The 24,477-nt window shown below is 40.7% G+C and carries 23 protein-coding genes; 11 read left to right on the top strand and 12 right to left on the bottom strand.

All coding sequences use genetic code 11. The features are described from left to right. Positions 1-45 precede the first annotated feature (45 nt). Both VB836_RS22130 and VB836_RS22125 read left to right on the top strand, forming a co-directional pair. A complete protein-coding gene (locus tag VB836_RS22130; protein ID WP_323222592.1) occupies positions 46-1,263 on the top strand; it encodes an RNA-guided endonuclease InsQ/TnpB family protein in 1,218 nt (405 codons plus the stop codon). 427 nt (positions 1,264-1,690) lie between these two features. Next, positions 1,691-2,074, top strand: a complete 384-nt coding sequence (locus tag VB836_RS22125; protein ID WP_046278876.1) for a hypothetical protein — start codon at positions 1,691-1,693, stop codon at positions 2,072-2,074. 88 nt (positions 2,075-2,162) lie between these two features. Here VB836_RS22125 and VB836_RS22120 read toward each other — a convergent pair whose 3' ends face one another. Further along, the gene (locus tag VB836_RS22120; RefSeq protein WP_407659725.1) at positions 2,163-2,969 is read right to left on the bottom strand and encodes a carbohydrate ABC transporter permease; all 807 of its coding nucleotides are present in this window, start codon (positions 2,967-2,969) and stop codon (positions 2,163-2,165) included. 509 nt (positions 2,970-3,478) lie between these two features. Here VB836_RS22120 and VB836_RS22115 point away from each other — a divergent pair. Together VB836_RS22115 and VB836_RS22110 are read left to right on the top strand one after the other, a co-directional pair. Further along, complete coding sequence (locus VB836_RS22115) at positions 3,479-4,174, top strand: aldehyde oxygenase (deformylating) (protein WP_046278874.1); 696 nt, start codon at positions 3,479-3,481, stop codon at positions 4,172-4,174. A gap of 187 nt (positions 4,175-4,361) precedes the next feature. Next, the gene (locus VB836_RS22110) at positions 4,362-5,387 is read left to right on the top strand and encodes a long-chain acyl-[acyl-carrier-protein] reductase (protein WP_323222588.1); all 1,026 of its coding nucleotides are present in this window, start codon (positions 4,362-4,364) and stop codon (positions 5,385-5,387) included. Positions 5,388-5,502: 115 nt separating this feature from the next. On the opposite strand, the gene VB836_RS22105 is transcribed toward VB836_RS22110, so the two are convergent. The 9 genes from VB836_RS22105 to VB836_RS22065 form a co-directional block, all read right to left on the bottom strand. After that, complete coding sequence (locus tag VB836_RS22105; protein WP_049561639.1) at positions 5,503-6,705, bottom strand: argininosuccinate synthase; 1,203 nt, start codon at positions 6,703-6,705, stop codon at positions 5,503-5,505. A gap of 144 nt (positions 6,706-6,849) precedes the next feature. Continuing rightward, entirely contained in the window at positions 6,850-7,911 is a 1,062-nt protein-coding gene (locus tag VB836_RS22100; RefSeq protein WP_323222586.1) for a UbiA prenyltransferase family protein, read from the bottom strand. Between the two features lie 62 nt (positions 7,912-7,973). Next, positions 7,974-8,324 carry a DMT family transporter gene (locus VB836_RS22095; protein WP_323222585.1) on the bottom strand — a complete coding sequence of 117 codons (351 nt, stop codon included), beginning with the start codon at positions 8,322-8,324 and terminating at the stop codon, positions 7,974-7,976. 19 nt (positions 8,325-8,343) lie between these two features. Next, entirely contained in the window at positions 8,344-9,969 is a 1,626-nt protein-coding gene (locus VB836_RS22090; protein WP_323222583.1) for a hypothetical protein, read from the bottom strand. Between the two features lie 12 nt (positions 9,970-9,981). Beyond that, positions 9,982-11,007, bottom strand: coding sequence for an NAD-dependent epimerase/dehydratase family protein (locus tag VB836_RS22085; RefSeq protein WP_046280042.1), 1,026 nt, complete (start codon positions 11,005-11,007; stop codon positions 9,982-9,984). Positions 11,008-11,114: 107 nt separating this feature from the next. Then, positions 11,115-11,699, bottom strand: a complete 585-nt coding sequence (locus VB836_RS22080) for a YdcF family protein (RefSeq protein ID WP_046280041.1) — start codon at positions 11,697-11,699, stop codon at positions 11,115-11,117. Next, positions 11,699-12,766 carry an NAD-dependent epimerase/dehydratase family protein gene (locus VB836_RS22075; RefSeq protein WP_323222579.1) on the bottom strand — a complete coding sequence of 356 codons (1,068 nt, stop codon included), beginning with the start codon at positions 12,764-12,766 and terminating at the stop codon, positions 11,699-11,701. Before VB836_RS22075 ends, VB836_RS22080 begins: the two co-directional genes overlap by 1 nt. Before the next feature lie 8 nt (positions 12,767-12,774). Then, positions 12,775-14,259, bottom strand: coding sequence for a GMC family oxidoreductase (locus tag VB836_RS22070; protein ID WP_323222577.1), 1,485 nt, complete (start codon positions 14,257-14,259; stop codon positions 12,775-12,777). A 22-nt stretch (positions 14,260-14,281) separates the two neighbouring features. Beyond that, entirely contained in the window at positions 14,282-14,713 is a 432-nt protein-coding gene (locus tag VB836_RS22065) for a hypothetical protein (RefSeq protein WP_323222574.1), read from the bottom strand. 44 nt (positions 14,714-14,757) lie between these two features. Here VB836_RS22065 and VB836_RS22060 point away from each other — a divergent pair, with 44 nt between their 5' ends. Next, positions 14,758-16,599: a hypothetical protein gene (locus VB836_RS22060; RefSeq protein ID WP_323222572.1), complete on the top strand. Its 1,842-nt coding sequence runs from the start codon at positions 14,758-14,760 to the stop codon at positions 16,597-16,599. Positions 16,600-16,636: 37 nt separating this feature from the next. Here the strand turns inward: VB836_RS22060 and VB836_RS22055 are convergent, their stop codons facing one another. Continuing rightward, positions 16,637-17,074: a flagellar basal body L-ring protein FlgH gene (locus VB836_RS22055; protein WP_323222570.1), complete on the bottom strand. Its 438-nt coding sequence runs from the start codon at positions 17,072-17,074 to the stop codon at positions 16,637-16,639. A 145-nt stretch (positions 17,075-17,219) separates the two neighbouring features. Here VB836_RS22055 and VB836_RS22050 point away from each other — a divergent pair, with 145 nt between their 5' ends. The 6 genes from VB836_RS22050 (at position 17,220) to VB836_RS22025 (ending at position 23,817) form a co-directional block, all read left to right on the top strand. Beyond that, the gene (locus tag VB836_RS22050; RefSeq protein ID WP_323222568.1) at positions 17,220-19,013 is read left to right on the top strand and encodes a hypothetical protein; all 1,794 of its coding nucleotides are present in this window, start codon (positions 17,220-17,222) and stop codon (positions 19,011-19,013) included. 142 nt (positions 19,014-19,155) lie between these two features. Further along, the gene (gene thiO / locus VB836_RS22045; RefSeq protein WP_323222566.1) at positions 19,156-20,265 is read left to right on the top strand and encodes a glycine oxidase ThiO; all 1,110 of its coding nucleotides are present in this window, start codon (positions 19,156-19,158) and stop codon (positions 20,263-20,265) included. Positions 20,266-20,323: 58 nt separating this feature from the next. Then, on the top strand, positions 20,324-20,956 hold the full coding sequence (locus VB836_RS22040) for a hypothetical protein (protein ID WP_323222564.1): 633 nt from the start codon (positions 20,324-20,326) through the stop codon (positions 20,954-20,956). A 70-nt stretch (positions 20,957-21,026) separates the two neighbouring features. Next, on the top strand, positions 21,027-21,347 hold the full coding sequence (locus VB836_RS22035) for an ArsR/SmtB family transcription factor (RefSeq protein WP_323222562.1): 321 nt from the start codon (positions 21,027-21,029) through the stop codon (positions 21,345-21,347). Positions 21,348-21,398: 51 nt separating this feature from the next. Further along, a complete protein-coding gene (locus tag VB836_RS22030) occupies positions 21,399-23,090 on the top strand; it encodes a SulP family inorganic anion transporter (protein ID WP_323222560.1) in 1,692 nt (563 codons plus the stop codon). A 169-nt stretch (positions 23,091-23,259) separates the two neighbouring features. Then, positions 23,260-23,817 (top strand): carbonic anhydrase, encoded by a 558-nt coding sequence (locus VB836_RS22025; RefSeq protein WP_323222558.1) that lies wholly within the window; start codon positions 23,260-23,262, stop codon positions 23,815-23,817. A 173-nt stretch (positions 23,818-23,990) separates the two neighbouring features. Here VB836_RS22025 and VB836_RS22020 read toward each other — a convergent pair whose 3' ends face one another. Further along, positions 23,991-24,473 carry a GNAT family N-acetyltransferase gene (locus tag VB836_RS22020; RefSeq protein WP_323222556.1) on the bottom strand — a complete coding sequence of 161 codons (483 nt, stop codon included), beginning with the start codon at positions 24,471-24,473 and terminating at the stop codon, positions 23,991-23,993. Positions 24,474-24,477: the final 4 nt, after the last annotated feature.

The raw sequence follows: 24,477 nt of genomic DNA, 5'->3' as shown, positions 1-24,477 counted from the left end.
CTTGTATCCTATGTTTAAGATATCCGACATAGCGTTGAAACATCCATGTTAGTATTTGAAGCCAAATTACGAGGAACATCTGAGCAGTACGCCATCTTGGACGAAATGATTCGTACCGCCCTTTTTGTTCGTAATAGTTGCCTTCGGTACTGGATGGATAACAAAAGGGTCAACAGGTATGATTTGAACAAGTATTGCAAAATACTCAGAGAACAATTTGAATGGTGCAAAAAACTTTCAGCGCAAGCCTGTCAAGCTAGTGCAGAAAGGGCATGGAGTGCCATTGCCAGATTCTTTGATAATTGCAAGAAAAAGGTTTCGGGAAAGAAAGGTTTCCCTAAATTTAAGAAACATCAAACTCATGGCTCAGTCGAGTACAAAGTTGATGGATGGGTGTTATCGGATGACCGATTAACCATTACATTTAGGGATGGCTTTAAGGCTGGAACTTTTAGAATGTGGGGAACTCGCGATTTGCATTTTTATCAAAAAAAGCAGATTAAGCGCGTTCGTGTCGTGCGTCGAGCCGATGGATATTACGTTCAGTTTTCCATCGACCAAGAGCGAAATGAACAACATAAACCCACAAATCGGATGGTAGGAATAGATGTCGGTTTAAACCATTTCTACACTGACTCCGATGGCAACAAAATAGAAAACCCAAGGTTCTTGAGGAAAGCCGAGAAGTCTTTAAAACGCGCACAAAAACGTGTTTCTCGTAGAACTAAAGGGTCAAAAAATCGCCTCAAAGCCATTAAACAGTTAGGTAAAACGCATCTCAAGATATCAAGGCGGCGTAAAGACTTTGCGGTAAAGACTGCAAGGGCGCAAATCCTGTCGGCAGACTTGGTAGCCATTGAAGATCTAAAAGTGCGGAATATGGTTAAGAACCACCATCTAGCCAAGTCAATATCTGATGCTAGTTGGACATTGTTTAGGCAGTGGTTGGAGTATTTCGGAAAAGTGTTTGACGTGCCAGTGATTGCTGTTGCACCTCATTACACTTCTCAAAATTGCTCTAACTGTGGTTCCGAGGTCAAGAAATCCTTGTCCACGCGCACACATAAATGTCCGCAATGCGGTTATTTAGATGACCGTGACACAAACGCTGCCATCAACATTTTGATGAAGGCATTACAAGGTAATGCTCAACTACCGAGGGGCACTCGGAAAGTAACGCCTGGGGATGAGATGACCCGCTACTTGAAGGTGGAAACTCAGACAAGCAAGGTTGCTCGACGAACCAGGAAACCCTGTCAGTGATGATGGGAATCCCTACCCTCAGCGTCAGCAGGGTGGGGAGGATGTCAAATTAAGATACGTTACAAACTTCAAATCGATAGTTCGGGGCGGGAGTTGGCTAGAAGTGCTGGAACTTGAGAACATTCGCCTCTGCTGAGTCTGGCTGTGTAGCTGCGGGAAAGCGATCACAGATGCTAAGTATTTGTGCTACGGTAAATCGGTGTAGATCTAAATCGGAGCTTTATGGAAACGATAGATTGGGAAAATGTAATTTTTGGTGGACTAGCAATTGTGATTTTTGTTGGGGGAATGGTTATGATGTTCACCAATATTTGGACGAGTGGTTTGAATAAAGATAAGTAAGCAAAAATGTTAACGAGATGTCAGAAATCAAACCCAAAACATCTGTAAAGTTAATCTGTTAATGATTTCACTGAGTTACACAAAGATGCTAGTAGATATTAATGCAATTGCTGAGTTTTCCCGTGCCAATTGTCTGACCATTTGTGCGTTTCTAGTTCCCGCCAATGTGCTGGCAACTCTGCAAACCTTGGTTTTTACAGGGATGAGATACTCTGCGGTTAAAGTGCGGTTAATGATAGGATTTGCAAGCTTTTATGCTGTGCTGATGCTACTGCACGTTTACAGTTGGTTTAGTATTGGGGTGGTAATGATGCCCACCTACATTTTACTGGCTTTAGGGAGCTTGTGTTTAGCGGTTAATATTTGGACAATCGCTCATTCAAGCAGCTTATTAAAGCTGATTGAGATTGTAACCGCTACGGTGATCAATCTGGGTAAATCTTGGCGGAAAAAGTCTTACATCAGTTAAAACTGGAGAGACAAACGCAGTCAGTTGTCAAAAGTTTGTCAGAATTGCTGCTCGAAAGGTGGCATTATTTTTTTATTCAATTTAAACGTTAGTTTTTAATTCCCGTAGCCGCAATACCCCGAATAAACTGACGCTGACCGAGGAGAAATAACACCACAACAGGCACAGTCGAAATCACAACCGCCGCCATCATTAAAGACCAACTACTGGTAAACTGTTCTTGAAACTCAGCTAAAGCTAACTGGACGGTTTTCAGTTCAGGTCGAGTAGTAAAAACCAAAGGCTTAAACAAATCATTCCACTCGCCAATAAAGGTAAACAAAAACAGCGTCACCAATGCAGGTTTAGCACAGGGAAGAATCACCTGCCACAAAATCTGCCAACGATTCGCCCCATCGAGAGCAGCAGCTTCCTCCAATTCTACAGGAATGGTTAGGAAATATTGACGAAGCAGAAAAATTCCAAACCCATTGACAGCCGTCGGTAAAATTAAAGCCCAGTAGGTATTGATCAGATCTCCCCACTTGAGAACCATAAAAATTGGAATAACCAACAACTGAAAGGGTATAATTAGAGTTGTTAAAACAATCAATAAAACTGCCTGTCGTCCACGAAACCTTAAACGAGCCAGGGCATAACCCGCTAAAGCCGAAGTGATCATCTGAAATCCTGTAACCGCAAGCGCAACTAAAGTAGAATTAGCAAAAGCTAACAAAAAGTTACCCCGTTGCCAAGCTTCTCGATAAAAAGCCAGCGTAAATTTGCCAGGGTTTTCAGCCGAACCCACCCCAGATAACGAAGTCAGTACAACAATCACCAAGGGGAGAAGTACCAGCACCGCCCCCAGCGACAACAACGCTAAACTCAGCCACAGGAGAAATTTTGAGGATTGCATCAATTTTCCCATAAGTCTTGTGTGAGGTGTGTAGGCGAAAGAATTAAGCGAAACTTATAAAAGCTGCAATTTTGCTCGATCAACGCACCCTACCCTCTTGAGATGAGGATAAAATTAGCCAAATCTTCGCTTAAATAGGTAAAGTAACTATAGGTTCAGTATTTCCTCCTAAGCGGGAGTGATGCCAGGTCAATAAACGTCGAGTGTTGTTTTAATCCTCTCCCAAGATGGCGATCAAATCAACAAGGCTCAGGCGTTAGCGCCAAATCATTTCTAGAGAAGTTGAAGAACTGGACACCAGAAAAACGCGATCCGAAGCGTTACACTAAGCGGTTGAGATCAAACACAATCTGAGAACGTCCCCAATTCTGGGCGAACTCGATATCGTCAATATCTCAGCTTCTGTCAAAATAAACGAACTCCTGAAATCAGTCTTCTGGCTGATCAGGAGCTAAAACAGGTCAAAATAAACTGATTGAACTCATTGATAATGAGGAGCTAGTAAATCTATGCCACAGCTTGAAGCCATTGCAGAAATCGACTTTAATACCAATACTTACAAAGATGCCTACAGCCGAATTAATGCGATTGTGATCGAGGGAGAGCAAGAAGCCCACGATAACTACATCAAGCTGGGTGAAATGTTACCGGATGAAAAAGACGAGTTAGTGCGTCTCTCGAAGATGGAAAACCGTCACATGAAGGGATTCCAAGCCTGTGGTCGCAATCTGGACGTGACTCCCGATATGGAGTTTGCCCGTCAGTTCTTTAGCCCATTGCATCAGAATTTCCAAGCCGCAGCCGCCGATGGAAAGGTTGTTACTTGTTTGCTGATTCAATCTTTGATTATCGAAAGCTTTGCGATCGCAGCTTACAACATCTATATCCCGGTTGCTGACCCCTTTGCTCGCAAAATCACCGAAGGAGTCGTCAAAGACGAGTATATGCACCTCAACTTTGGTGAGGAATGGCTCAAAGCTCATTTTGAGGAGTCTAAAGCTGAACTCGAAGAAGCTAACGCCCAGAACTTACCTTTAGTCTGGAAAATGCTCAACGAAGTTGAAAATGATGCAGAGATTTTGGGCATGGAAAAAGATGCTCTCGTTGAGGACTTTATGATTGCTTACGGCGAAGCCCTGAGCAATATTGGGTTCACAACCCGAGACATCATGCGGATGTCTGCCTACGGTCTCAAAGGCGTCTAAATCCTCAAATCAATGGGACTCTAAAAACGGCCAGAGACGAGGAACTCGGAGGTTTTCAGACTCAATGATCCACTATCTCATCATCCTCGACTCTGGTTGGTCAGAGGTCAAGCGATCGCACCCTCACCGACATCCAGCCCCAGGTCAAGTTAAAATCTAAAATCTATCTAAAGTGTAGTGACGGACTATGTTTGGTTTAATTGGTCATCTGACAAGTTTGGAACACGCCCAGTTGGTTGCAAAAGACTTGGGCTATCCAGAATACGCCGATCAAGGGTTGGATTTTTGGTGCAGTGCGCCGCCCCAAATTGTGGATGAAATTAAGGTGACAAGCGTTACAGGCCAAGTGATTGAAGGCCGCTATGTCGAATCCTGTTTTCTGCCCGAAATGTTAGCCAGTCGTCGTATTAAAGCCGCGACACGCAAGATCATTAACGCGATGGCTCATGCTCAAAAACATGGCATTAATATAACTGCCTTGGGCGGATTCTCCTCCATTATTTTTGAAAATTTTAATTTGGATAAAATCCGGCAAGTCCGCAACATCAAGCTAGAGTTTGAACGCTTTACCACTGGAAACACCCACACCGCCTATATTATCTGTCGTCAAGTTGAACAGATGGCGCCGAAGTTGGGCATAGACTTATCGAATGCGACAGTCGCCGTTTGTGGGGCTACAGGGGACATTGGGAGTGCAGTTTGTCGTTGGCTCAACCAACGGACTCAGGTGGGAGAATTGTTACTAATTGCTCGCGATCGCGAACGTCTACAAAACCTGCAAGGAGAACTCGGACGGGGTAAAATCTTAGGGCTAGAAGAAGCGCTTCCCCTGGCTGATGTTGTGGTTTGGGTGGCGAGTATGGCAAAAGGTATAGAAATCGATCCCAACACCTTGCAGCAACCTTGTTTGCTGATCGATGGCGGTTATCCCAAGAATATGGCAACCAAAATTCAACATCCCGGCATTCACATTTTAGAAGGCGGTATTGTTGAACATTCCCTTGATATTGACTGGAAAATTATGAAAATTGTCAATATGCAAGTCCCCGCCCGTCAACTGTTTGCCTGTTTTGCCGAATCGATGTTGTTGGAATTTGAAAAAATTTACACCAATTTTTCTTGGGGACGCAATCAAATTACCGTTGACAAAATGGATTTGATTGGTAAAGTTTCCGTTAAACATGGCTTCCGGCCCTTGTTGCTTTCCCTCTAAAAACAGTTACCAGTAATTAGTGAACAGTGACCAGTACACAGTGAAAACAAACTGACAACTGATCACTGGTCACTGCATAACTGATCACTGTAAATCCCCGCCCCTACAAATACATTTACTGTCTCAGCTTCTCTGACCAAACTCGTGTCGGTAATCCCCAAACGTAGATAAACCCTTCAGCCGCTTTGTGATCGAAGGCATCTTCAGCGCCATAGGTTGCCAAATCCATGCTATAGAGAGAGTTAGCGGATTGACGCCCAGCCATGATCGCATTGCCTTTAAACAGTTTGACCCGGACTACGCCTGTCACCCGTTCTTGCGTCTGCTGAACAAACGCATCGAGCGCTCCTTTCAACGGACTAAACCACAAGCCGTTATAAACCAGTTGGCTGTAGGTTTCTTCAATTCCCCGCTTGTAGCGCGTCACATCAGAAGTCAAGGTTAGACTTTCGAGATCCCGATGAGCATGAATTAACACCGTCATCGCCGGACATTCATAAATCTCGCGAGACTTAATCCCGACTAAACGGTTTTCTATCATGTCGATGCGCCCAATGCCATGATTACCTGACATTTGGTTAAGCTTGGTAATCAACGCCACTCCATCGAGAAATTCTCCGTTTAAACTCACGGGAATCCCTTTCTCAAAGCCTATTTCTACATATTCGGGTTCGTTGGGAGTATCTTCAATCGCTTTGGTGAGACGGAAGACATCATTCGGGGGTTCAACCCAGGGATCTTCGAGGGGACCTGCTTCAATTGCCATCCCTAATAAATTGCGGTCTAAGCTATAGGGAGAGGACTTTTTCACCGGAGACTGAATTCCGTATTTTTCGCCATAAGCAATGGTTTCTTCCCGACTCATTCCCCATTCTCTAGCGGGAGCGAGGATTTTCAGTTTGGGGTTGAGCGCCATGATGGAAACATCAAACCGCACCTGATCGTTTCCTTTTCCCGTACAACCGTGAGCGATCGCATCGGCTCCGTATTTTTCGGCGGCTTCGACTAAAATTTGAGCAATCAGAGGGCGAGCCAGAGCGGTTGAGAGGGGATAACGATTTTCATAAAAGGCATTGGCTTGAATGGCGGGAAAGGCGAATTCGTTAACAAATCTCTCCCGCACATCAATCACGAGAGACTCCTCGGCACCCGAATCAAGCGCTTTTTGCTTAATCGGTTCGAGTTCATCTCCCTGTCCTAAGTCGGCGGCGAGTGTGATCACTCCTTCTACCCCAAACTCATTTTTTAAATAGGGGATACAAACGGAGGTATCGACTCCACCGGAATAGGCTAATACAGCTTTCGTAGCGCGACCCATGAGCTTCTTTTCTCCTAAACAAGTGAGACTTTTATTATTCACCCATTTTTTTTGAGGGGTTGTCAGAGATGATGCAGATTTTTTAATCTCTGCTTTGTTGAGACAGGGATCAAACGTTAAGCTGTTGCGATCAGATCTTTCGGTTCAGACAAATAAATGAATGTCAAAATATACAATCGCCAGATAAGCAACTAACCAAACCAGCAAGCTGATTTTAATGGCTTGATCTTGCAGCACAATCTGATCGGGTTCTTCTCCAATTGCCAGAACTGTTACCATCCATTTATAGTGCATCACGGCATAATAAACAATCGGCACTGTGATCACCAGCGAGGGATTTTTATCAGATGCGATGGTAAATAAAGCATAGCACATAATGGTCATAGTCGCTGTGCTATTGAGTAAAGAATCTAAAAAAGGCAGGGTATATTGTGCTAATACTGGACGTTGTTTATTGGCTTTGCCCCGTTGATAAAAAAGCTTGAGATAATGTCGATTAATCAGGGGAGTTTGATGAGGTTCTAATTGTGGTTCTGAATCCGATTGTAACTCAGAATTTAGGGTCTGATTGAGAAGGGATAAAAGTTCGGATCGGCGTTTGGCAAATCCTAAAAATAGAGTCAGAAAAAAGGTACAAAGGGTAATCCAAGCGGTGGGAATATCTCCTAACGCATAAATTCCCGCTAACAGTCGCAAAACAAAACCAAAGGCGATGCAGCTTACATCAAATAAAGGGACATTTTTGAGATGGAGAGAATAGAAGATATTATTCACTGCATACAGCAACATACAGGTTAAAGTTGCTAATCCTAAATGGAAGGCACCTACTAAAGAAAATGTTGCTAAAAATAGCCCGAGAAAAAGAGCGGTTTTAATGTTTATTTTCCCGCTAGCAATTGGACGAAATCGTTTTTTGGGATGGCGGCGATCGCATTCCACATCTTGAATATCATTAAAGATATAAACTGCCGAAGCCATTGCTGAAAATAGAATAACCGTTAAACTACTTAAAGCAATAGACTGGGGTTCTAATAATCGTTCCCCAAAAATAACACCCGCTAGACAGAAAAAGTTTTTCGTCCATTGATGGGGACGCATTAATTTAATAATCTCTAGACTCCAACGACTCTCCACCGAAGAATCAAAATCTGAGATGTCGTTAGAGTTTGGGGATAAAGAAATTTTTTCTTTGTAAGTCTCTTTCATTTTTTAGTCCTCACGCACACCACTATAATTCCGTTAAGGGACAATCAAAATCCCGGCATTTCTTAACGTGACATGATTATAATCCCTGCGAGGATCATTCCTAAGCCTATCCATTGATTAATCTCCAGTTGTTCCCCGAAGAACCAACCCCCCCCTAAAGCAATTAAGCTAAACCCAATTGCAGCAAAAACGGGATAGGCGACGGAAACAGGTAATTTTTCTAAGGCTTTGGCGAATAAAATCACGTTAATTCCATAAACACACAATCCAGCGATAAACCAGGGAGAAAGCAGTAAACCGATCAAACTGGGATCTGTTGCAACTAAACGGGATTTTTTTAAGAGTAAACTACCGATAGAGTTGTTAATCGCGGCGATTAAAACAAAACCCCAACCACTGATATTTAAGTTCATCTAATTGCCTCGTTTTTCATTAAGTTAGCACTCTTTTTAATTTTTGGTTTGTGTAGTAAAATATTCGATGTAAACGAATGGTATCCTTGATTTTTATCGTATAAGAACGGTAAGTCTCAAAGTCTATACTGGAGAGTTCAAATCCATCTGCTTCTAGTTTTTTTTCTAACAGTGCTGGAACGTTGATAAAATAACTATCAGGGTTGAGGATTGTCACCCGATATTCATGGGAAGTGATACTGCTTACTTCTACTTCATCTGTAGAATTAAAAAGATTTTGGAATGATGCAATGATCAACCAATCTACTTTTACGAAAGGACAAAATAGTTGAATAGCCGGATAGAAACCATTTCGATAAATATAGGCACTTTTCAAATTATCAGGTAAGTTCATTATAAACATTCCCTGGTTTTCTTTTAAAGATTTTAGACTTTCAATCGTTTGTTGAGAGACTTGACTAGCAATTTTCCAGTTTTGGTTAGAAAGGTAAGTCTGATTGAGAGATAAAATGGAAAAACAAGTGATCAGTATCATTAAAATAAGCGGACGTTGAATTAACAAAAACCCTATTACTACAGCTATTAAAATCGACAAAATAGCAGAAGAAAAGTATAAAAATCGTTCAGATTGTGTATCTTGCATCGAGACACCAATATTAATAAAAGGAAGTAGAGACAATAAAAATAAACTCAATAAAAAAAGAGTGAAGCTGGCGATATTTTTCTCTAAAAAACCTTGTTTGTAGGATTGTTTAATAAATAGTATGATTGCCGTCAGGAAAAGAATAAATAAAATTTGCCAGAGTAGTGGACGAGAGAGAGGGAGGGGAGGAATAATCACTCTTAAACTAGAATAAAATCCCTGAAAAATGACAAACCTGTTAAAATCAAGATGAACATCGCCACCATATCCACCTAATAATTTACCAAGACCTAAGTATCTGAGAGGAAAATAAATCAGCCAAGCGGTACTATAGATAATGGGAAGATAGAAAACTTGGTAAACTGATTTGAGTTTAGTTTGAGAAGTGAAAAATTGGTAAAGTTCATAAAGAAAAATATAACCGGGAAAAATTAAAGCTGACTCTTTAGAAAACAGTCCTCCTAAAAACAGAAGGTATGAAATGCTGAGATGAAAAAGTTTGTAAGATTGTTTATAGAGTAGATAAAAACAAAAAGCAGCTAAAACAAAAAAAGTAACAACGATATCGGCACGGGCTGAAATCCAAGAAACCGCCTCGACATGACTATGTAAGACTAAAAAAATGAAACCAGCAATTACAGAAATAAGTCTAATTTTTTTCTGAGGAAGCTGAGTTTTATTTAACAGTAAAATTGACAGAATATAGACGAGAAAAGAACAAGCTGCATGAAAGATAACATTCGTTAAATGATAACCCAAGGGGTTTAAATGCCAAATTACATAATCAATGAATAATGTAATCGAAATAATCGGTCTAAAAAAGATTTCGGGTGAAGTTGTCCAAACTCCAAAGATGCCGTTTTGCTGAATATTATAAATTCGATCAAAGTCATCAGACAAGAAAAATGTATTCAACGTTTGACTGTAGATGAAGACACTCAGAATGATGAAGCTAGTTAGGAGACTCAAATCGAAGGAATATTTATTGAACAATTTAAACATCGCTTATGGTATTTAAGAAAACTTTTTGAGAACCCAAAGTAGCTTTTCTTTAACAGGACGTCGGTGAGCAGAACCAGCTTTTTCTGCCAGTAATTTATCATAATTTTTCTGAAACCAATCATAACTTTCCTGGAACATTTCATCATTAGAATATTTGGGTTTCCAGCCGAGTTGTAACAAAGGATTAACATCAAAATAAAACTCTTTATGATAGGTTAAGTAATGCCAAGGTGCAAGGGGACTCAAACCGACTAAATCTAAAAGTCTTAAGGTGTTAATGGTTAATCCTGTTGGTAGACTTTTAACTTGAGATTTAGTTCCCGCGTAACTAATTAAATGTTCTAAACCTTCTCGTAGGGTTCCAAAGCGATCGGTTCCGACATTATAAATTCCGGGTTTACCTAAATCAAGGGCTAATAAATAAGCATCCATTAAATCTAAGGCGTGAACAAATTGAAATTTAATATTACCATCGCCTATCACATACACATTTCGTCCTTCTTGAATCCACTCAAATAAAATCTGAAAAATGCCGAGTCTTCCTTCTCCTAAAATAGTCCGGGGACGAATGACAATTAAAGGTAAATTTCCTTGTTCACAAACCTCTCGAACAGCAATTTCTCCTGCTAGTTTAGCTCGACCATAAATTTCCACCGCTTTAGTCGGGGTGTCGTTATTAATTGGACATTTTGCATCCCCAAATAAAGCACTAGAACTCATGTGAATAAAGCTCTGAACGTCGGCTTTTACGGCTTCTTCTGCGGCGATTTTACTGCCTTCTACGTTCACTTCCCAAAACTTTTGACCGGATTTTGTTAGGGGAACTAACGCGACGTTATGATGAACAATATCAACCCCTTTCATCGCCGCAGCGACACCTTGGCGATTACAGATATCACAGTCAATAAATTTGATATCTTTGGGGCGGGTTGGATCTTCCCAAATATCGAGGATGCTGACGTCTTCTCCCCGTTCATATAAGCGTCGAGCAATTAAATTCCCTAAAAATCCTGAGCCGCCTGTAACGAGATGTTTCATTGACTTTTGTTCACTCCTCACACCATTGATCTGCAAAAACGATACATGAATCCTGTTAATTTGTAAAGGATTTCAAAGGTCACTCACACAATGAACAGAAACTTGATTCATTTCAAGTTATTTTGATGTAATCTTAGACGGTTCACTTTCCATACAAGCCATCGACTGAAATCATAACACAATGCGATGATCTCATAAATCGTTTGAACAACGGGATAGTTATAAAACCAGAGACGGGAAACCATTTTTCGCTGTACCTTTTGGGGGCGACATTTGATGACTTGTTTGACTTTAAATTCACACAATTCAAACATGGCTTTACTTCTTAAATGATGAGGAGCGTTGCAATATAAAATTACCTCTTCTAGTGGCCATAATTTTTCCTGTTCTAGCCATTTTCGCAGAAGTCTAGCGTTATCAAAGGTATCAAGATAGGGACGATCACGAACTTTTATCGGGTATTTTACGTTAAGTTCTGGTCGCTTATTATGAATATATTGAGCTGCATATTCTTCCTCGGAAAATGCACAACCAAAAGCGTTTCCGGGTGAGATAAATACAGGTTCAGTTGACGGAACATCTTGAATAATTCGCTGAAGAACCGCTTCAAAATAATCCGATAAAAAATGGGTTTTTTCTGGTGTATTATCCTCGGAAACTAAGCCTTCTGTTATCACAATATGAGCAGTCATTATCCATCTATTCCTCCATAATTTTCAAACACCCATTTTAAACTGCGTCGCATTCCTTCTTCTAAGGAAATTTTCGGATCATAATTCAATTCTCGTCTCGCTTTTGCAATGGAACAAGCGATGGTTTTATTCATCTCAGATAAAACGTGTATTTTCTGCTGATAGAGTCCTAAAGATTGGATAAAACTATCAACACCCAGAGCAACTTCACTGGCAATTCCTGGAAGTTTTAACCGCTTATGTTTGCACGTTTGATTAAATTCAGACTCTAACAATTTTTCAACCGTATTGATAATTTCATTCATCGTGTAAGGACGTTCATCGGCGATCCAGTAGGTTTCTCCGTTGGCTTTTTCGGTGATAGCTGCTAATAGTAAACCCTGACACAAGTTATCAACGTAAGCCATTGATCGCAGGTTATTTCCATCTCCAACAATCGGCCCTTTTCCCTCTCGAATCATCTGAAAAAATAGGGTTTGTCTGGGCGGTTGGTTAGGGCCATAAAACCAGGGTGGACGAACAACAACCGTTTCTATTTTTCCCGCTTGATAATATTCTTTTATGGCTAATTCCATTAACATTTTAGAACGCCCATAGTTCATATAGGGGTTGTAGGGCGATTTTTCATCAAATAAATGATCAGGATGAGGATTACAACCACAGGGCGAATTAGAGGAAACAATAACCGCTCGTTTAATCCCGGCTTGAATGGCGGAATTCAGTAAATTTTTGGTTCCTTCTACATTAATTTGATAAAATTCGTTGATTTTTTGAGGATGAATAATTCCTGCGGTGTGAAATAAAATGGCATTTTTGGCACCTTCACAAAAGCGATCGCAATCTTGAGGATTTTGTAAATCTCCTGTTATTACTTCGATTTTTTCTGATATTTTTTGCAAAATTGTTGCATCTTGATTGGGTAATATTAAACAGCGAATTTTTAGATTTTGTTGCGGTTGACTGAAACGTTGACAATCTGTTAATCCTTGGGCTAGGGCTTTAACTAAACTGGTTCCCAACCAACCTAACGCTCCGGTTACTAACACTATATGAGTTGATAATTCCATGATTGCTTTTAAACTTTTCCTAAAAATTTTAGAGTATTTCGACGTGCGATCGCCATAATTGAACCTTGAGGATTTACACCGGGGGCGGTGCAAAGTAGACTGGCATCAGAAATATATAAGTTATTAAAACCATGCACTTTTCCGAAAGAATTTGCTGCACATTTTTCTAGATTTTCTCCCATTGGGCAGGATGACATGACATGAACAGTCATTAGATTCGTTTGAGATTTGGGTAAGATTTCGGGAATTTGTTTGAGATCATCAGGTTGAGTTAATCGAGGGAAATTTGAAATACTAGGATACAATATTTTGGCTCCCGCTTCAAACAAAAGTTGAGATAATTTTTGCAATCCTTCTGATAAGTCTTTTAAATCCTGTTGAGTCAGGCGATAGCGAACCAGTGGATCACGAAATCCGGGAATATTGCGAACAGAACCTCTTCCTGAACCTGTTATCATGGCGTAATAAATTGCCATTTGTTGCCAATTTTGCTCTACTTCCTGTCTATATTGCGGGTGATCTGTCATCCCCACAGCGAGATAGGGTGGCGAACTAATGGAACAGCCAAAACTCAATTTAGGCGCAAATTCTTTGACTTGATGAACCGGAACTCCCATGTCTTTTGAATTGACAATTTCATTAAATTGAGCAATCACTTTAACAGTCGGGTGCATTTGTAGATTATTCCCAATATTATGGGTGATTCCACTGCGTCTTAATAAATCAGGAGTTTGAATGGCTCCACAACAAATAAATAGAGTTTCTGCTTGAATTTCTACAGCTTCTTTTTGTTGATCATTAAGAAAATAATCTCCTTTCAATAGCCAGTATTTTCCCGGCTGACGAATCAGGTTAATTCGAGTATTCGTTAACAGTTGACAGCCTGCATTTAACGCTCTAGGAATGAAGGTTTCAGTCATTGACTGTCTTGTACCTTTTGGCGTTGCAGAAAGATCAGTTTGTTCTTGATACCGAAACCAGCGAGGAATTTCTAAAGATTGCCAACCCAAACTGACTGCTCCCTGATGAAGTTTAAGAGAAGCAAGCGGTGGTTTTCCTGGCAATTTACAGACGGTAACAGCTTGTTCACAGGCTTCAAAATGAGGGATTAAATCGGCTTCTGTTAGGGCTTCAACTGCAAATTCTCTTTGCCATTCTTCTAATATTTCCGGTGGTGTTCGGTGATAAAGTCCGCTATTAATTTCGCTTCCACCTCCCACACATCGCCCTTCTACATATTGAATTTTCGGCTTGCCAAAAGCTGCGGTTAAACCCCCGTTTCGGTACTTTTGTTCGAGTTCTGTTTGGGAAAAAGGCGGACAAGATTTCAAGGGTAAATAGGAACCTTCTTCTATTAATAAAACATCTCGCCCTGCTTCCGCTAATAAACAAGCAGTAATTGCCCCTCCTGGTCCTGAACCGATGACTGCAATTTCACAAGTTAGAGGGGATTTTAGATGAATTATTCTGTTGTTTGGTGTGGATTTAGACATTGATTTATTTTTTCCTTATTCTCTACTCTAGAGTATTAATTTGATAGGATTGCCAGCATAATACAACCAAGCTTTCATAAAAACGCATTAAATCTCGACTAAAGCTAAAGGGTGCATTTTTCCAGGCTGAAATTTGTTGTAAACGTAAGGTGTGAGGTTGACGATGAAAGGGAGAACCCATGATAATAATACCCCAAAAGTTAAAAAAAAGTGTTAGAAATATAATAGGAAATCGCAGATAGTCAGGCATTCGACTATGTTGTTGCAAAACAAAGCGAACCACATCATTATGGGGAAAATTCAGGGGAGAGATACTTGATTGACAACAGTGTTGGATGATAGAGTAACACAGTGCAGAAGCCGTATTTGTGAAAAGCTGATTGATCATTATTTCAATAACAAGCAAATTTTTGAGGATTTGGTGTTGTTCGAGTCTTGACAGTTCAACAGGCATAGTATATCATTCTAACTTTAAAAAGATCAAGAATCAAATCTTAAATGAAGTTGCTAGAAACTCAGCTTGAAAAAGAGAAAAATCCTTCTATTTTTTACGGATTTCTCTGGTTTTTATATTTATTGCCGATTTTGGCTACTTTTGGCTTTATTAAAATATTGGGAGTCGATGTACCCATTTGGGCTGATCAATGGGCTTTAGTTGATTTATTTGAGGCGATCGCTGAGGTTAATTTACCCTCCGTGTTTGGCGAACTTTGGGAGCTAAATAATAATCATCGCATGATTTTTCCCAAGCTAATCTTTGCTGCAACAGCTTTTTTATCAAACTGGAATATTATATATGAGTTGTACTGGAGTTTTTGTTTAGCTACGCTTTCATTTTTTATTTTATACAAGCTTGCAGAATTAACAACTCAAACCACAAGTATATTTTTATTTCATACCCTTAATTTGATCACCTGTTTGTTAATGTTCTCTTGGGTTCAATATACGAACTGGTTATGGGGGTTTCAAATCGCTCTATATTTAATCAATTTCTGCGTTATTCTCGCTAGCTTTATTTTAGCTTATCCGCCTTTCAACCCCCAGACTAAGCTAAAGCTTGCTGGAATTCTTTGTATAATTGCTAGTTTTTCTTCAGCACAAGGTTTAGTTTCATGGTTAGCATTAATTCCCTCTATTCTAACAGTATCAGCAACTTCTCCAGGTCAAAGAATTAAACGATTTATTTTCTGGTTGATGTTGTTTGGTGTTTCTAGTTTTGCTTATTCAATTCAATATAGTTCAGTACCGATAACTGAATATTATGAAACCGTCAATTATGATTCTATTTGGCATAAATTAAGAGTTTACACTCACTTTTTTTTAAATGTTGTAGCCGCACCTTTAACGAAAAATTCAGCAGTTTCTCTGATTTTTGGATTGATTATCATCTCCTGTTTTGTATTTCTTATCTTGCGTTTTTGGGTACAACGTCCATCTATTTTCAATCCTTTTAGAGTCGTTTTTTTCTCCGAGTCCGCTCCTTGGTTATCTATCGGTTTATTTTCTATTTTGTGCAGTATATTGATGACAATTGGCCGAGCAGATTTAGGTGCAGACTATGGGTTAACAACGTCGAGATATACAACCCATTCGATTTTATTACTCATTGCTATTCTGCATTTATTCAATTTACATTTATCTTTAAAAGAACAAAACTCAACTTCACCGACTTTGCTTAATAAAATTTTAGCTTTTAGCTTTTCATTGGGGCTGATTACCAGTTTTATTTGGATGCGTTCATCTCAAAGTTTAACCACAGCAAAAACCCAATTTTATCAACCGAGTAACATTTCTCATACCTGCTTATATTTAATTAATTATCTAGACTTGGAAAACTCACAATTCTTTGAAAACTCTCCCGCAAACTGTTTTGTTTCAATGGTTCCGACAACAGTTGGACTCTCACAACAAGTTGAACGTCTCAAAAAAATTAACTTCAGAAACTTTGCAGAAGATATTCCCTTTGTCGAAGAACCTAGTCAAGTTCATGGTTTTATTAGTTCTCCTTGGACAACAGAAAAAACTCTGACTATACCGATAGGTGGAAGCGTTAGAATAGATGGCTGGGCTGTTCTCCCTAATCAACCTAAACAACCTAAACTTGTCTTTCTATCAACAAACGATAATCAATCTTTTTTTGCTAATGCTTATATTAACTTAGGCAGTCCAGATGTCGTTCAATTTCTCAACTCTGAAACCTACAAAAATTCTCGATGGGATCTCACATTTTCTAGCGAAAATTTAACATCGGGAGACAATATCATTAAAGCTTGGGTTTACGATCCGAAAGACAGACAATTTGTAAAATTAGCTGGAGAAATACAGATTTATATTCAGTAGACTTCAATCCTTAAAAAATTGATATCTCAATCAGAGATTATCGGCTAAAATTAATCGAAAAAATCTGATTTTCTACTGTTCCAGCAACAAAAATTGAATAAATCAATGATTTATCTGAACTATATTGAATGTTGGCTACTCCACTCGCATCTAAGATATCTGACTCTGTTAGATTAACTCTAATACCGTAGGGATCTCTGCGGATCAATTGACCTTTAAAACGGGCTAATTGTTGATCATTATTACGAAAAATAAGTTCTGTTTCTCCATTTTCATTGACTTTAACAGAAACAGAAGTTATTGTGCCGCGAAAACGATTGTTTAAAGAATAGACACCCGTTCCTTCTTGAGATACACTTAATTCGGCTGTATTGTCGAGATTTTGTACAATGCTGAAATCACTTTTATAAGTGGGTTTGGCGATCGCTAAATTCTCCTCAACGACTATCCAACTTCCACAGGCTATAATCATCATTAGTTGTATTAAACCTTTCACCTAAAAACTCCTTTTGTTGATTAATCCCCAGTCTTGACTCAATTCTATTATCTCTCAACTTGAGAAAAACAGTATCTAGATTTGCGTCTTTTATCCTGACTCTGTTCACCCATTGTTCCTGGCGATGACTCAAAAAAAGCCCGCTATCTTCTCGCGTCGTTCCTTAACTTTATTGAGTTTATATCTTATTCCTATTTTGGGAGTTTGTGGATTTGTCAGCTTCTTTAGTGTCAATGTCCCCCGATTCGATCAATGGATACTTCCCTATTGGTTTGAGAAATTTTCCACAGGTGATCTCACCCTAAAAAATTTATTCGCTCAACACAACAGTCATCGCCTATTTTTCCCTAAACTGATTTTTATTTGCTTATCTTTTTCTTCCAACTGGAATATTACATGGGAACTTTATTTTAACATAATTTTAGCAATATCAACCTTTTTGGCCTTGTATTTTCTGGCTAAAAAAACTGCTCAATCTACTCAAAATAGCCTCCATTTAGCGAATTTATCAAGCTGCATTTTACTCTTTTCTTGGGTTCAACATGAAAACTGGCTTTGGGGATTTCAAATTGCGATTTTCTTAATTAATCTTTGTGTGATTCTCTCCTGTCTAGTCTTATCAACTCAATCCTTTAAACCTCAAACCCGATTAACAATTGCAGCTTTTTTATGCGGTATTGCTAGCTTTTCATCAGCCCAAGGACTCTTATCTTGGTTAGGGATAATTCCGACTGTTTGGACGGTAGAAGGAAGCTACAAACAGAAAAAACACAGATTGTTAGTTTGGATCTTTCTATTTATCTTTTCTAGTCTCATCTACTCCATTAATTATCGACAAGAAACCGATACTGTTCCGACTGTCTCTGACAACAAACTTTTCGCAACCATTCATTTCTTTCTCAATCTCATTGCTGTCCCTTTTCTCGATTCCAATGAGTGGAATTGGTTACTGGGAGGAATCATAATATTAATTTTTTTAAGCTTAATCTATTCAGCTATTACCTCTGACCATAAACTTGATTTAAACCCAAACTTATCCCCTTGGATTTCTATCAGTTTATTTTCCTTATTGTGTAGTCTTTTAATCGCTGTCGGTCGCTCCGGGTTAGGGCCTGATTATGCCATTTTAGCCTCTCGATATACGACTCATACGATTTTACTTCCCATTGCTATTATTCAACTCAGTCAACGAATATTTTTACATAATTCAAATCACTCTATAATTATTTCCCGTGATAATAAATTATTTATTTTTGGGTTTTTAACAGGAATATTGATCGGTTTAAATTTAGTTTTATCCGCTAATTTTGCTTTTTATCTTCAATCTCATTTACCCTTGATCCAAGGGGGAAAAACTTGTTTTCATCTGATTAACTATTTAGAACAATCAGCTTTTTTGAAAACGAATCCTCAAAGTTGCTTACTTCAGATCCATTCAGCCTCTTGGGTACAAGTCATCTGGGATTCTGCGGAACACTTGAAACGCTTAAAATTTAGAGAATTCGCTCAAAATGTCGCTTTCATTTCTTATCCCAAACAAAATTATGGTGAAATAACCTCTCCTTTAGATTCCGATCAAATTTTAAGTTCATCAACAGCAAAATCTGTTAAACTAGAAGGATGGATTCAGCAATCACTAAGTTCTAACCACTCTAATCTTATTCTATTTTCTCAAGCCCAAAAACAATCTTTTTTCGCAAACGCCTACGCCCTAGAATCAACTTCTCAACCCTTAAACTCAAACCCATCTTCATCTGAACACCGCCTCAAATGGCAAGTCGAACTATCAGCCGATGTTCTCCCCTTTGGAAATAGCATTATTCACGCTTGGATCTATGATCCGATAGACAATCAATTCCTAAAACTCAAAAATCAAGTCAGTATAACCCGATTAGATTCTACCCCTTCAGAGCAATAGTCAGCTTAGAAACGATCCCAAAATAAAGATAAAATTCTTGCAAGCGGTTAAATTTTCATCCTAGAGAATGACTCATTTTTTTGAACAAAATCGTCATTAATTTGGTACTCTAGTAAATAGAATAGCCGAACTCGGAATCACAATGAATGCTTCTGATGACATCATTATTATTGGCGGTGGATTAATCGGGTTGTCCCTAGCAGTCGAACTCAAACTGCGAGGCGCCCATGTCACAGTCCTCAGTCGCAACTTCCAGGAAGCAGCAGGTCATGTCGCCGCAGGAATGTTAGCACCCCAAGCCGAAGTCATTCCACCAGGGCCAATGTTAGAGTTAGGCTTACGCAGTCGCGCCTTGTACCGGGAGTGGATAAGCAAACTCGAAGAAATCACAGGTCTAGATACAGGTTACTGGCACTGTGGAATTCTCGCTCCCGTTTACGAAATTCCCGATCACACAGAACTCTATCAACCTCCTAATTCTCCGGCAATTTGGCTCGATCAACAAGCCATTCACAAACATCAACCCGGTTTAGGCGTAGAAGTCGTGGGCGGTTGGTGGTTTCCCCAAGATGCTCAAGTCGATAACCGTCGTTATTTAGTCAAAGCCTTACAAACCGCTAGCCAACAGTTAGGCGTTCAAATCCTCGAAGGGGTAGAAGTTGAAGCGATCGCCCGCAACTCAAAAACCATAGAAGCCCTTCAAACCAATCAGGGCGCCATCACAGGTTCACACTACATCTTAACAGCCGGCGCCTGGTCAGGACAACTGCTTCCGCAAGTTCCCGTTTATCCGCGAAAAGGACAAATGCTGTCGCTGAAAGTCCCAGAATCTTTCGAGTCCCTTCCCCTCAAACAAGTCTTATTTGGAACCGAAATTTACATCGTTCCTCGTCGAGATGGTTTAATCGTGATTGGCGCAACCCTCGAAGATGTCGGTTTTAGCGTCGGTTTAACCCCAGACGGTGTTCAAACGCTACTGGCGGGCGCTATCCGTATCTACCCCGTTTTACGTGATTTTCCCATACAAGAATTTTGGTGGGGCTTTCGACCAACCACTCCAGATTTACTCCCCATTTTAGGAACCAGCCCTTTTGACAACTTAACCCTCGCAGTTGGTCATTACCGCAACGGTATTTTACTCGCTCCCATTACCGCTAAACTTATTGCTGAGTCCGTCCTAGACCAAAAATCCGATCCTTTATTAAAACACTTTAGTTGGGAACGGTTTTCTCCCGCCCCACTTCAACGTTAAAATCGGGAACTCTAACACTGCTGCTCGGGTCTTTCTGTCCTGACTTCCTTGAGGTTAGATGAATTTCGATCTCAAAACAAAACAATTCGTGAACCCTCAAGCCTATCCCTACCCCATTAAAACGAAATATGGTTTCTGGTTGAAGTGGGTATTTGTCAGCATTATCGGTTTTTTCGTCAGTTTACTTTGGGTCGAAATTGGTGAACGCCCCGATATGGGAATATTAGCCGGAGCAGTGGGAGGAACAGTTATCGGTTTCGCTCAATGGTGCGTTCTCAGACAATACATCTATCAACCTTGGCAATGGATTTTTGCCAGTATCATCGGTTGGACAGTATTAGGATACTCCCATATTGGAGCAATTGCTTGGGTTGCTCCCCGAACTTTAGACCTATTGCAGCGCATTTCTTATGGGGCTATAGACGGTAGTCAGGTGGGAATCTGCATCGGATTTTTGCAATGGTTAGCCCTGAGAATACAAGTTCCTCGCGCTTGGAAATGGCTGTGGGTGAGTCCGCTTTGTTGGACAGTCGGGTTGTCTGTCGGTTGGGCGTTTGGCGGTGTGATGCGTCAAACAACTGAGCTTTTTTTAGCAGATGTTCTCGGTTTAACCCTCACCTGGACGATTGTCGCTGGAATGACGGGAATTGCGCTAGTGCGGTTACTTTGGATTACCGATGATTATTGGTAACAAACCGTTAGAGCAATGTTGTGCTACATTGATACTATCCGCAAAACTTTTAAGGTACATAGATAGCTAGATGGCATTTAAACCAAGTTACTTCAAGGCTGACTTTTTCAAGGTTTTATCTAACCCTGTGCGGATTCAAATCTTGGATACCTTGCGACTGGGGGAGAAAAGCGTCAACTACATTGCCGAGTGGATCGAGGTAGATGCCTCTTCGGTATCTCAGCAGTTGGCTATTTTGCGTAAGGCGAATCTGGTGGTGAGCCGTAAGCAAGGCAACTACGTCTATTATTCAGTGAGTGATACGGCGATTTTCAAGGTGCTGGATGCCTCCTTAGAAGTTTTTAACAACCACCTGGTTAATGTTCGCACAACCCTGGAACAACTCGAATGAGAACGAGTTCCTGCATCAATTCACAAATTAAGAGTCGGAAATTGATTGGATATGTGGACTAAAGCAAATACTGATACAGTTCAACATTTTCGCTTGAATCGCTTATGGAGTAACTGGCGTGGCGATTTGACGGGTGGACTCACCGCAGCAGTGGTGGCACTGCCTTTGGCACTGGCTTTTGCAGTGGCGAGTGGGGTGGAGCCAAAAGCCGGACTCTACACCGCGATTGTGGCGGGGATTGTGGCGGCAATCTTTGGGGGTTCACCCGTTCAGATAACAGGGCCTACCGGGGCAATGGCAGTCGTCCTAGTGGGAATTGTCGCCAAGTACGGCATCGAAAAGGTTTGGATTGCTGGGGTCATGGCCGGAATTATCCAGGTTGCTTTGGGGATTGCCAAACTCGGACGGCTGGTGAAGTTTATTCCCTATCCGGTGACGGCAGGGTTTACCAATGGTATCGCCGTGATTATTTTTTGCGGCCAGCTCAATAATTTCTTTGGCTTGCAACTGCCCCGTAGCGAACATTTTCTCCCTGGATTGTGGGACAGTGCAACCCATATAGAGGGTGCAAATTGGGTCTCGGTCGGGTTGGCGATGGTTGTGATTGTCACAAAACTGCTTTGGCCTCGGATTAATACTACTATACCGGGTTCTTTAGTGGGGTTAGTCCTAGCAACGGCTGTCGCGTCCTTTTTTCACCTCCACGTCCCCACTATCGGCTCGATTCCCCAATCGTTACCCATGGCGCAAGGCATTCCCCACTGGAATGATTTCACTCTGCTGCGAGAATTGATTAATCCCGCATTGGCACTGGCAGCACTGGGGAGTATTGAGTCGTTGCTGTCGGCAGTGGTAGCGGATGGCATGACCGTCAGCGAGAAACACAATAGTGACAGGGAACTGATCGGTCAAGGGTTGGCGAATATCGTCGTGCCGTTTTTTGGGGGAATTCCGGCGACGGGCGCGATCGCTCGTACTGCCGTTAATGTTCGTGCTGGAGGCAAAACCCGACTTTCTGGCGTGACTCATGGGGTTGCCTTAGCGATCATCGTCCTGGCTTTAGCTCCCCTAGCGGCACAAATTCCCCTAGCGGCATTGGCTGGCATTCTCATGGTCGTTAGCCTGCGGATGATTGAGTGGGAAGCGATCGGCTTGCTGATGCGTGCGACCTACTCCGACTTTGCTGTGATGATTCTTACCTGGCTAGTTACCATTTGTTTTGACTTAGTTCTCGCTGTAGAAGTTGGATTAATTGCAGCAGGTGCTTTGTTCATCAAGCGGATGAGTGATTTGAGCCTGGTCAAAATACCAGAAACCGAAGTCTTTCCTCCTGGCGTTCCCCTGGAGTTAAGCAAGCAAATAGCTGTTTATCGGGTAGATGGGCCTGTATTTTTTGGTGCTGCCGAACGGTTTGTGACCTTCCTGCGGGATGAACCCGAAGTCAAGTATCTGATTTTGCGGCTGCGATTTGTTCCCAATATGGATACCACTGGGTTAGTGGCGCTCGAAGATATTTACCATGATCTAAAACGCCACGATTGCCGCTTAATTCTTACAGGTTTGCAGCCCGAAGTTCAACAACTCCTAGAGCGATCAGGAATATTGGCAAAAATTGGGTTGTCAAATTGTTTTGAAACAACAACTGAGGCAATTTATACCCTAACTCCTGGAATTGAAGAATCCTCTAAACCTTTAGCTATAAAGCCTGAACCCAGAGAGTTGGTTACTTTAAAAGAAGACTAAAATTCTTTTGAAGTTATGGGGAAAACACATCCGCGATCAAACCGCCTAAACACAATCACCCCATAACATAATATCCATTCGGTGAAACATGAACCATCTGATCAACAGACCAAAGAGGAATCCCTGTCTTTGCTGTCATACTCCTACATTAGTTAATCGCCGTCATTTTTTGAAATCTCTCCTACCAGCAGCTATTGCGTTACCTTTCTGGCAATTAGCTTCACCTGCCTTGGCCGAAAAACATCAAGCGCAAGCCTTTGTTCTGAGTTGTATTGACTTTCGTTTTCTAGCATTGGAGTTTGACTTTTTAGCAATGCAAAAATTAGGGAATCAGTATGATTGGACAGCGTTAGCCGGAGCCTCTCTAGCTTTAGCTGGATTTCCCCACAATGCTGATACAGTTGCTTTTTGGGATCAATTAGATTTATCTTATCGACTCCATCACATCAAAAAAGTGATTATTCTCGACCATCAGGACTGTGGCGCCTATGCCAGTAAATTTGACCCGGAGTTAAGTTCAGATCCGCAACGAGAGAAGCAAGTTCATGTAGATTACTTGAATCGGGCGTATTTGTCTATTCTTAACCGCTATCCAGACATTGATGTAGAGCTATATTTTGCCAAGCTCAACGGTGAAATTATACCGATTTTGTTGTCAAGTATGATCCATTCATCAGGGATCTCATTCAAGGGAAATATGAGTCCGACTGGCGAGAAACCTGATTAAGCGATCACCACACTGCATCACTGTTGGGGACATATATCAGGTGATGCTACAACCTTTCAGTCACAGTCAGCAGCAAAGTTTGCAGGGTGAAGCTTTTAATATTCATCAACATCCTCGAGTCGTTGCGATCGCCAATATTTGAACCACAATAAACACAGATACTTTTCATGTACTCATAGATGCTTGACAAATAACACACGATCTTCTCCAATACCATCATATTCTCGATGATAGAACATACCATTGTCTTCTATTTCACTGGGTTCTGCTTCAAATCCCATTGATAAATGATAGGCAATTGAACTTTTATTAAAAGGAGATGTTACACATTTCACTCGTCTACAACTGAATGTTTGAACCGTTTGAAAAAACTGCTCATATAATGCACGTCCTATTCCTTTTTTTCTGAACTCTGGATGAACTCCCACAAAATGAATATAAGCTTCTTCTGAATAAGTTTGAGACAAAAACCCGATCAAAAACCCGACGATTTCCTGATCAATTTCTGCAATAAAACTCGTTAGACAAAAGTGAACAAAAAAGAGTTTCGGAAGCATCCCACTCATTGGTCGTCCTCCCCACCATTCATTCAGGACGCTAATAATCGGTTGGTAATCATTCGGTCGAATATTCCGAATATTAATGTCCTTTTCCATTCCA

It is taken from the genome of Limnoraphis robusta BA-68 BA1, assembly GCF_034932365.1.
GTDB lineage: Bacteria > Cyanobacteriota > Cyanobacteriia > Cyanobacteriales > Microcoleaceae > Capilliphycus > Capilliphycus robustus.
Note: the sequence above shows the minus strand (reverse complement) of the source record. Positions and strands in the feature narration are given on the sequence as shown.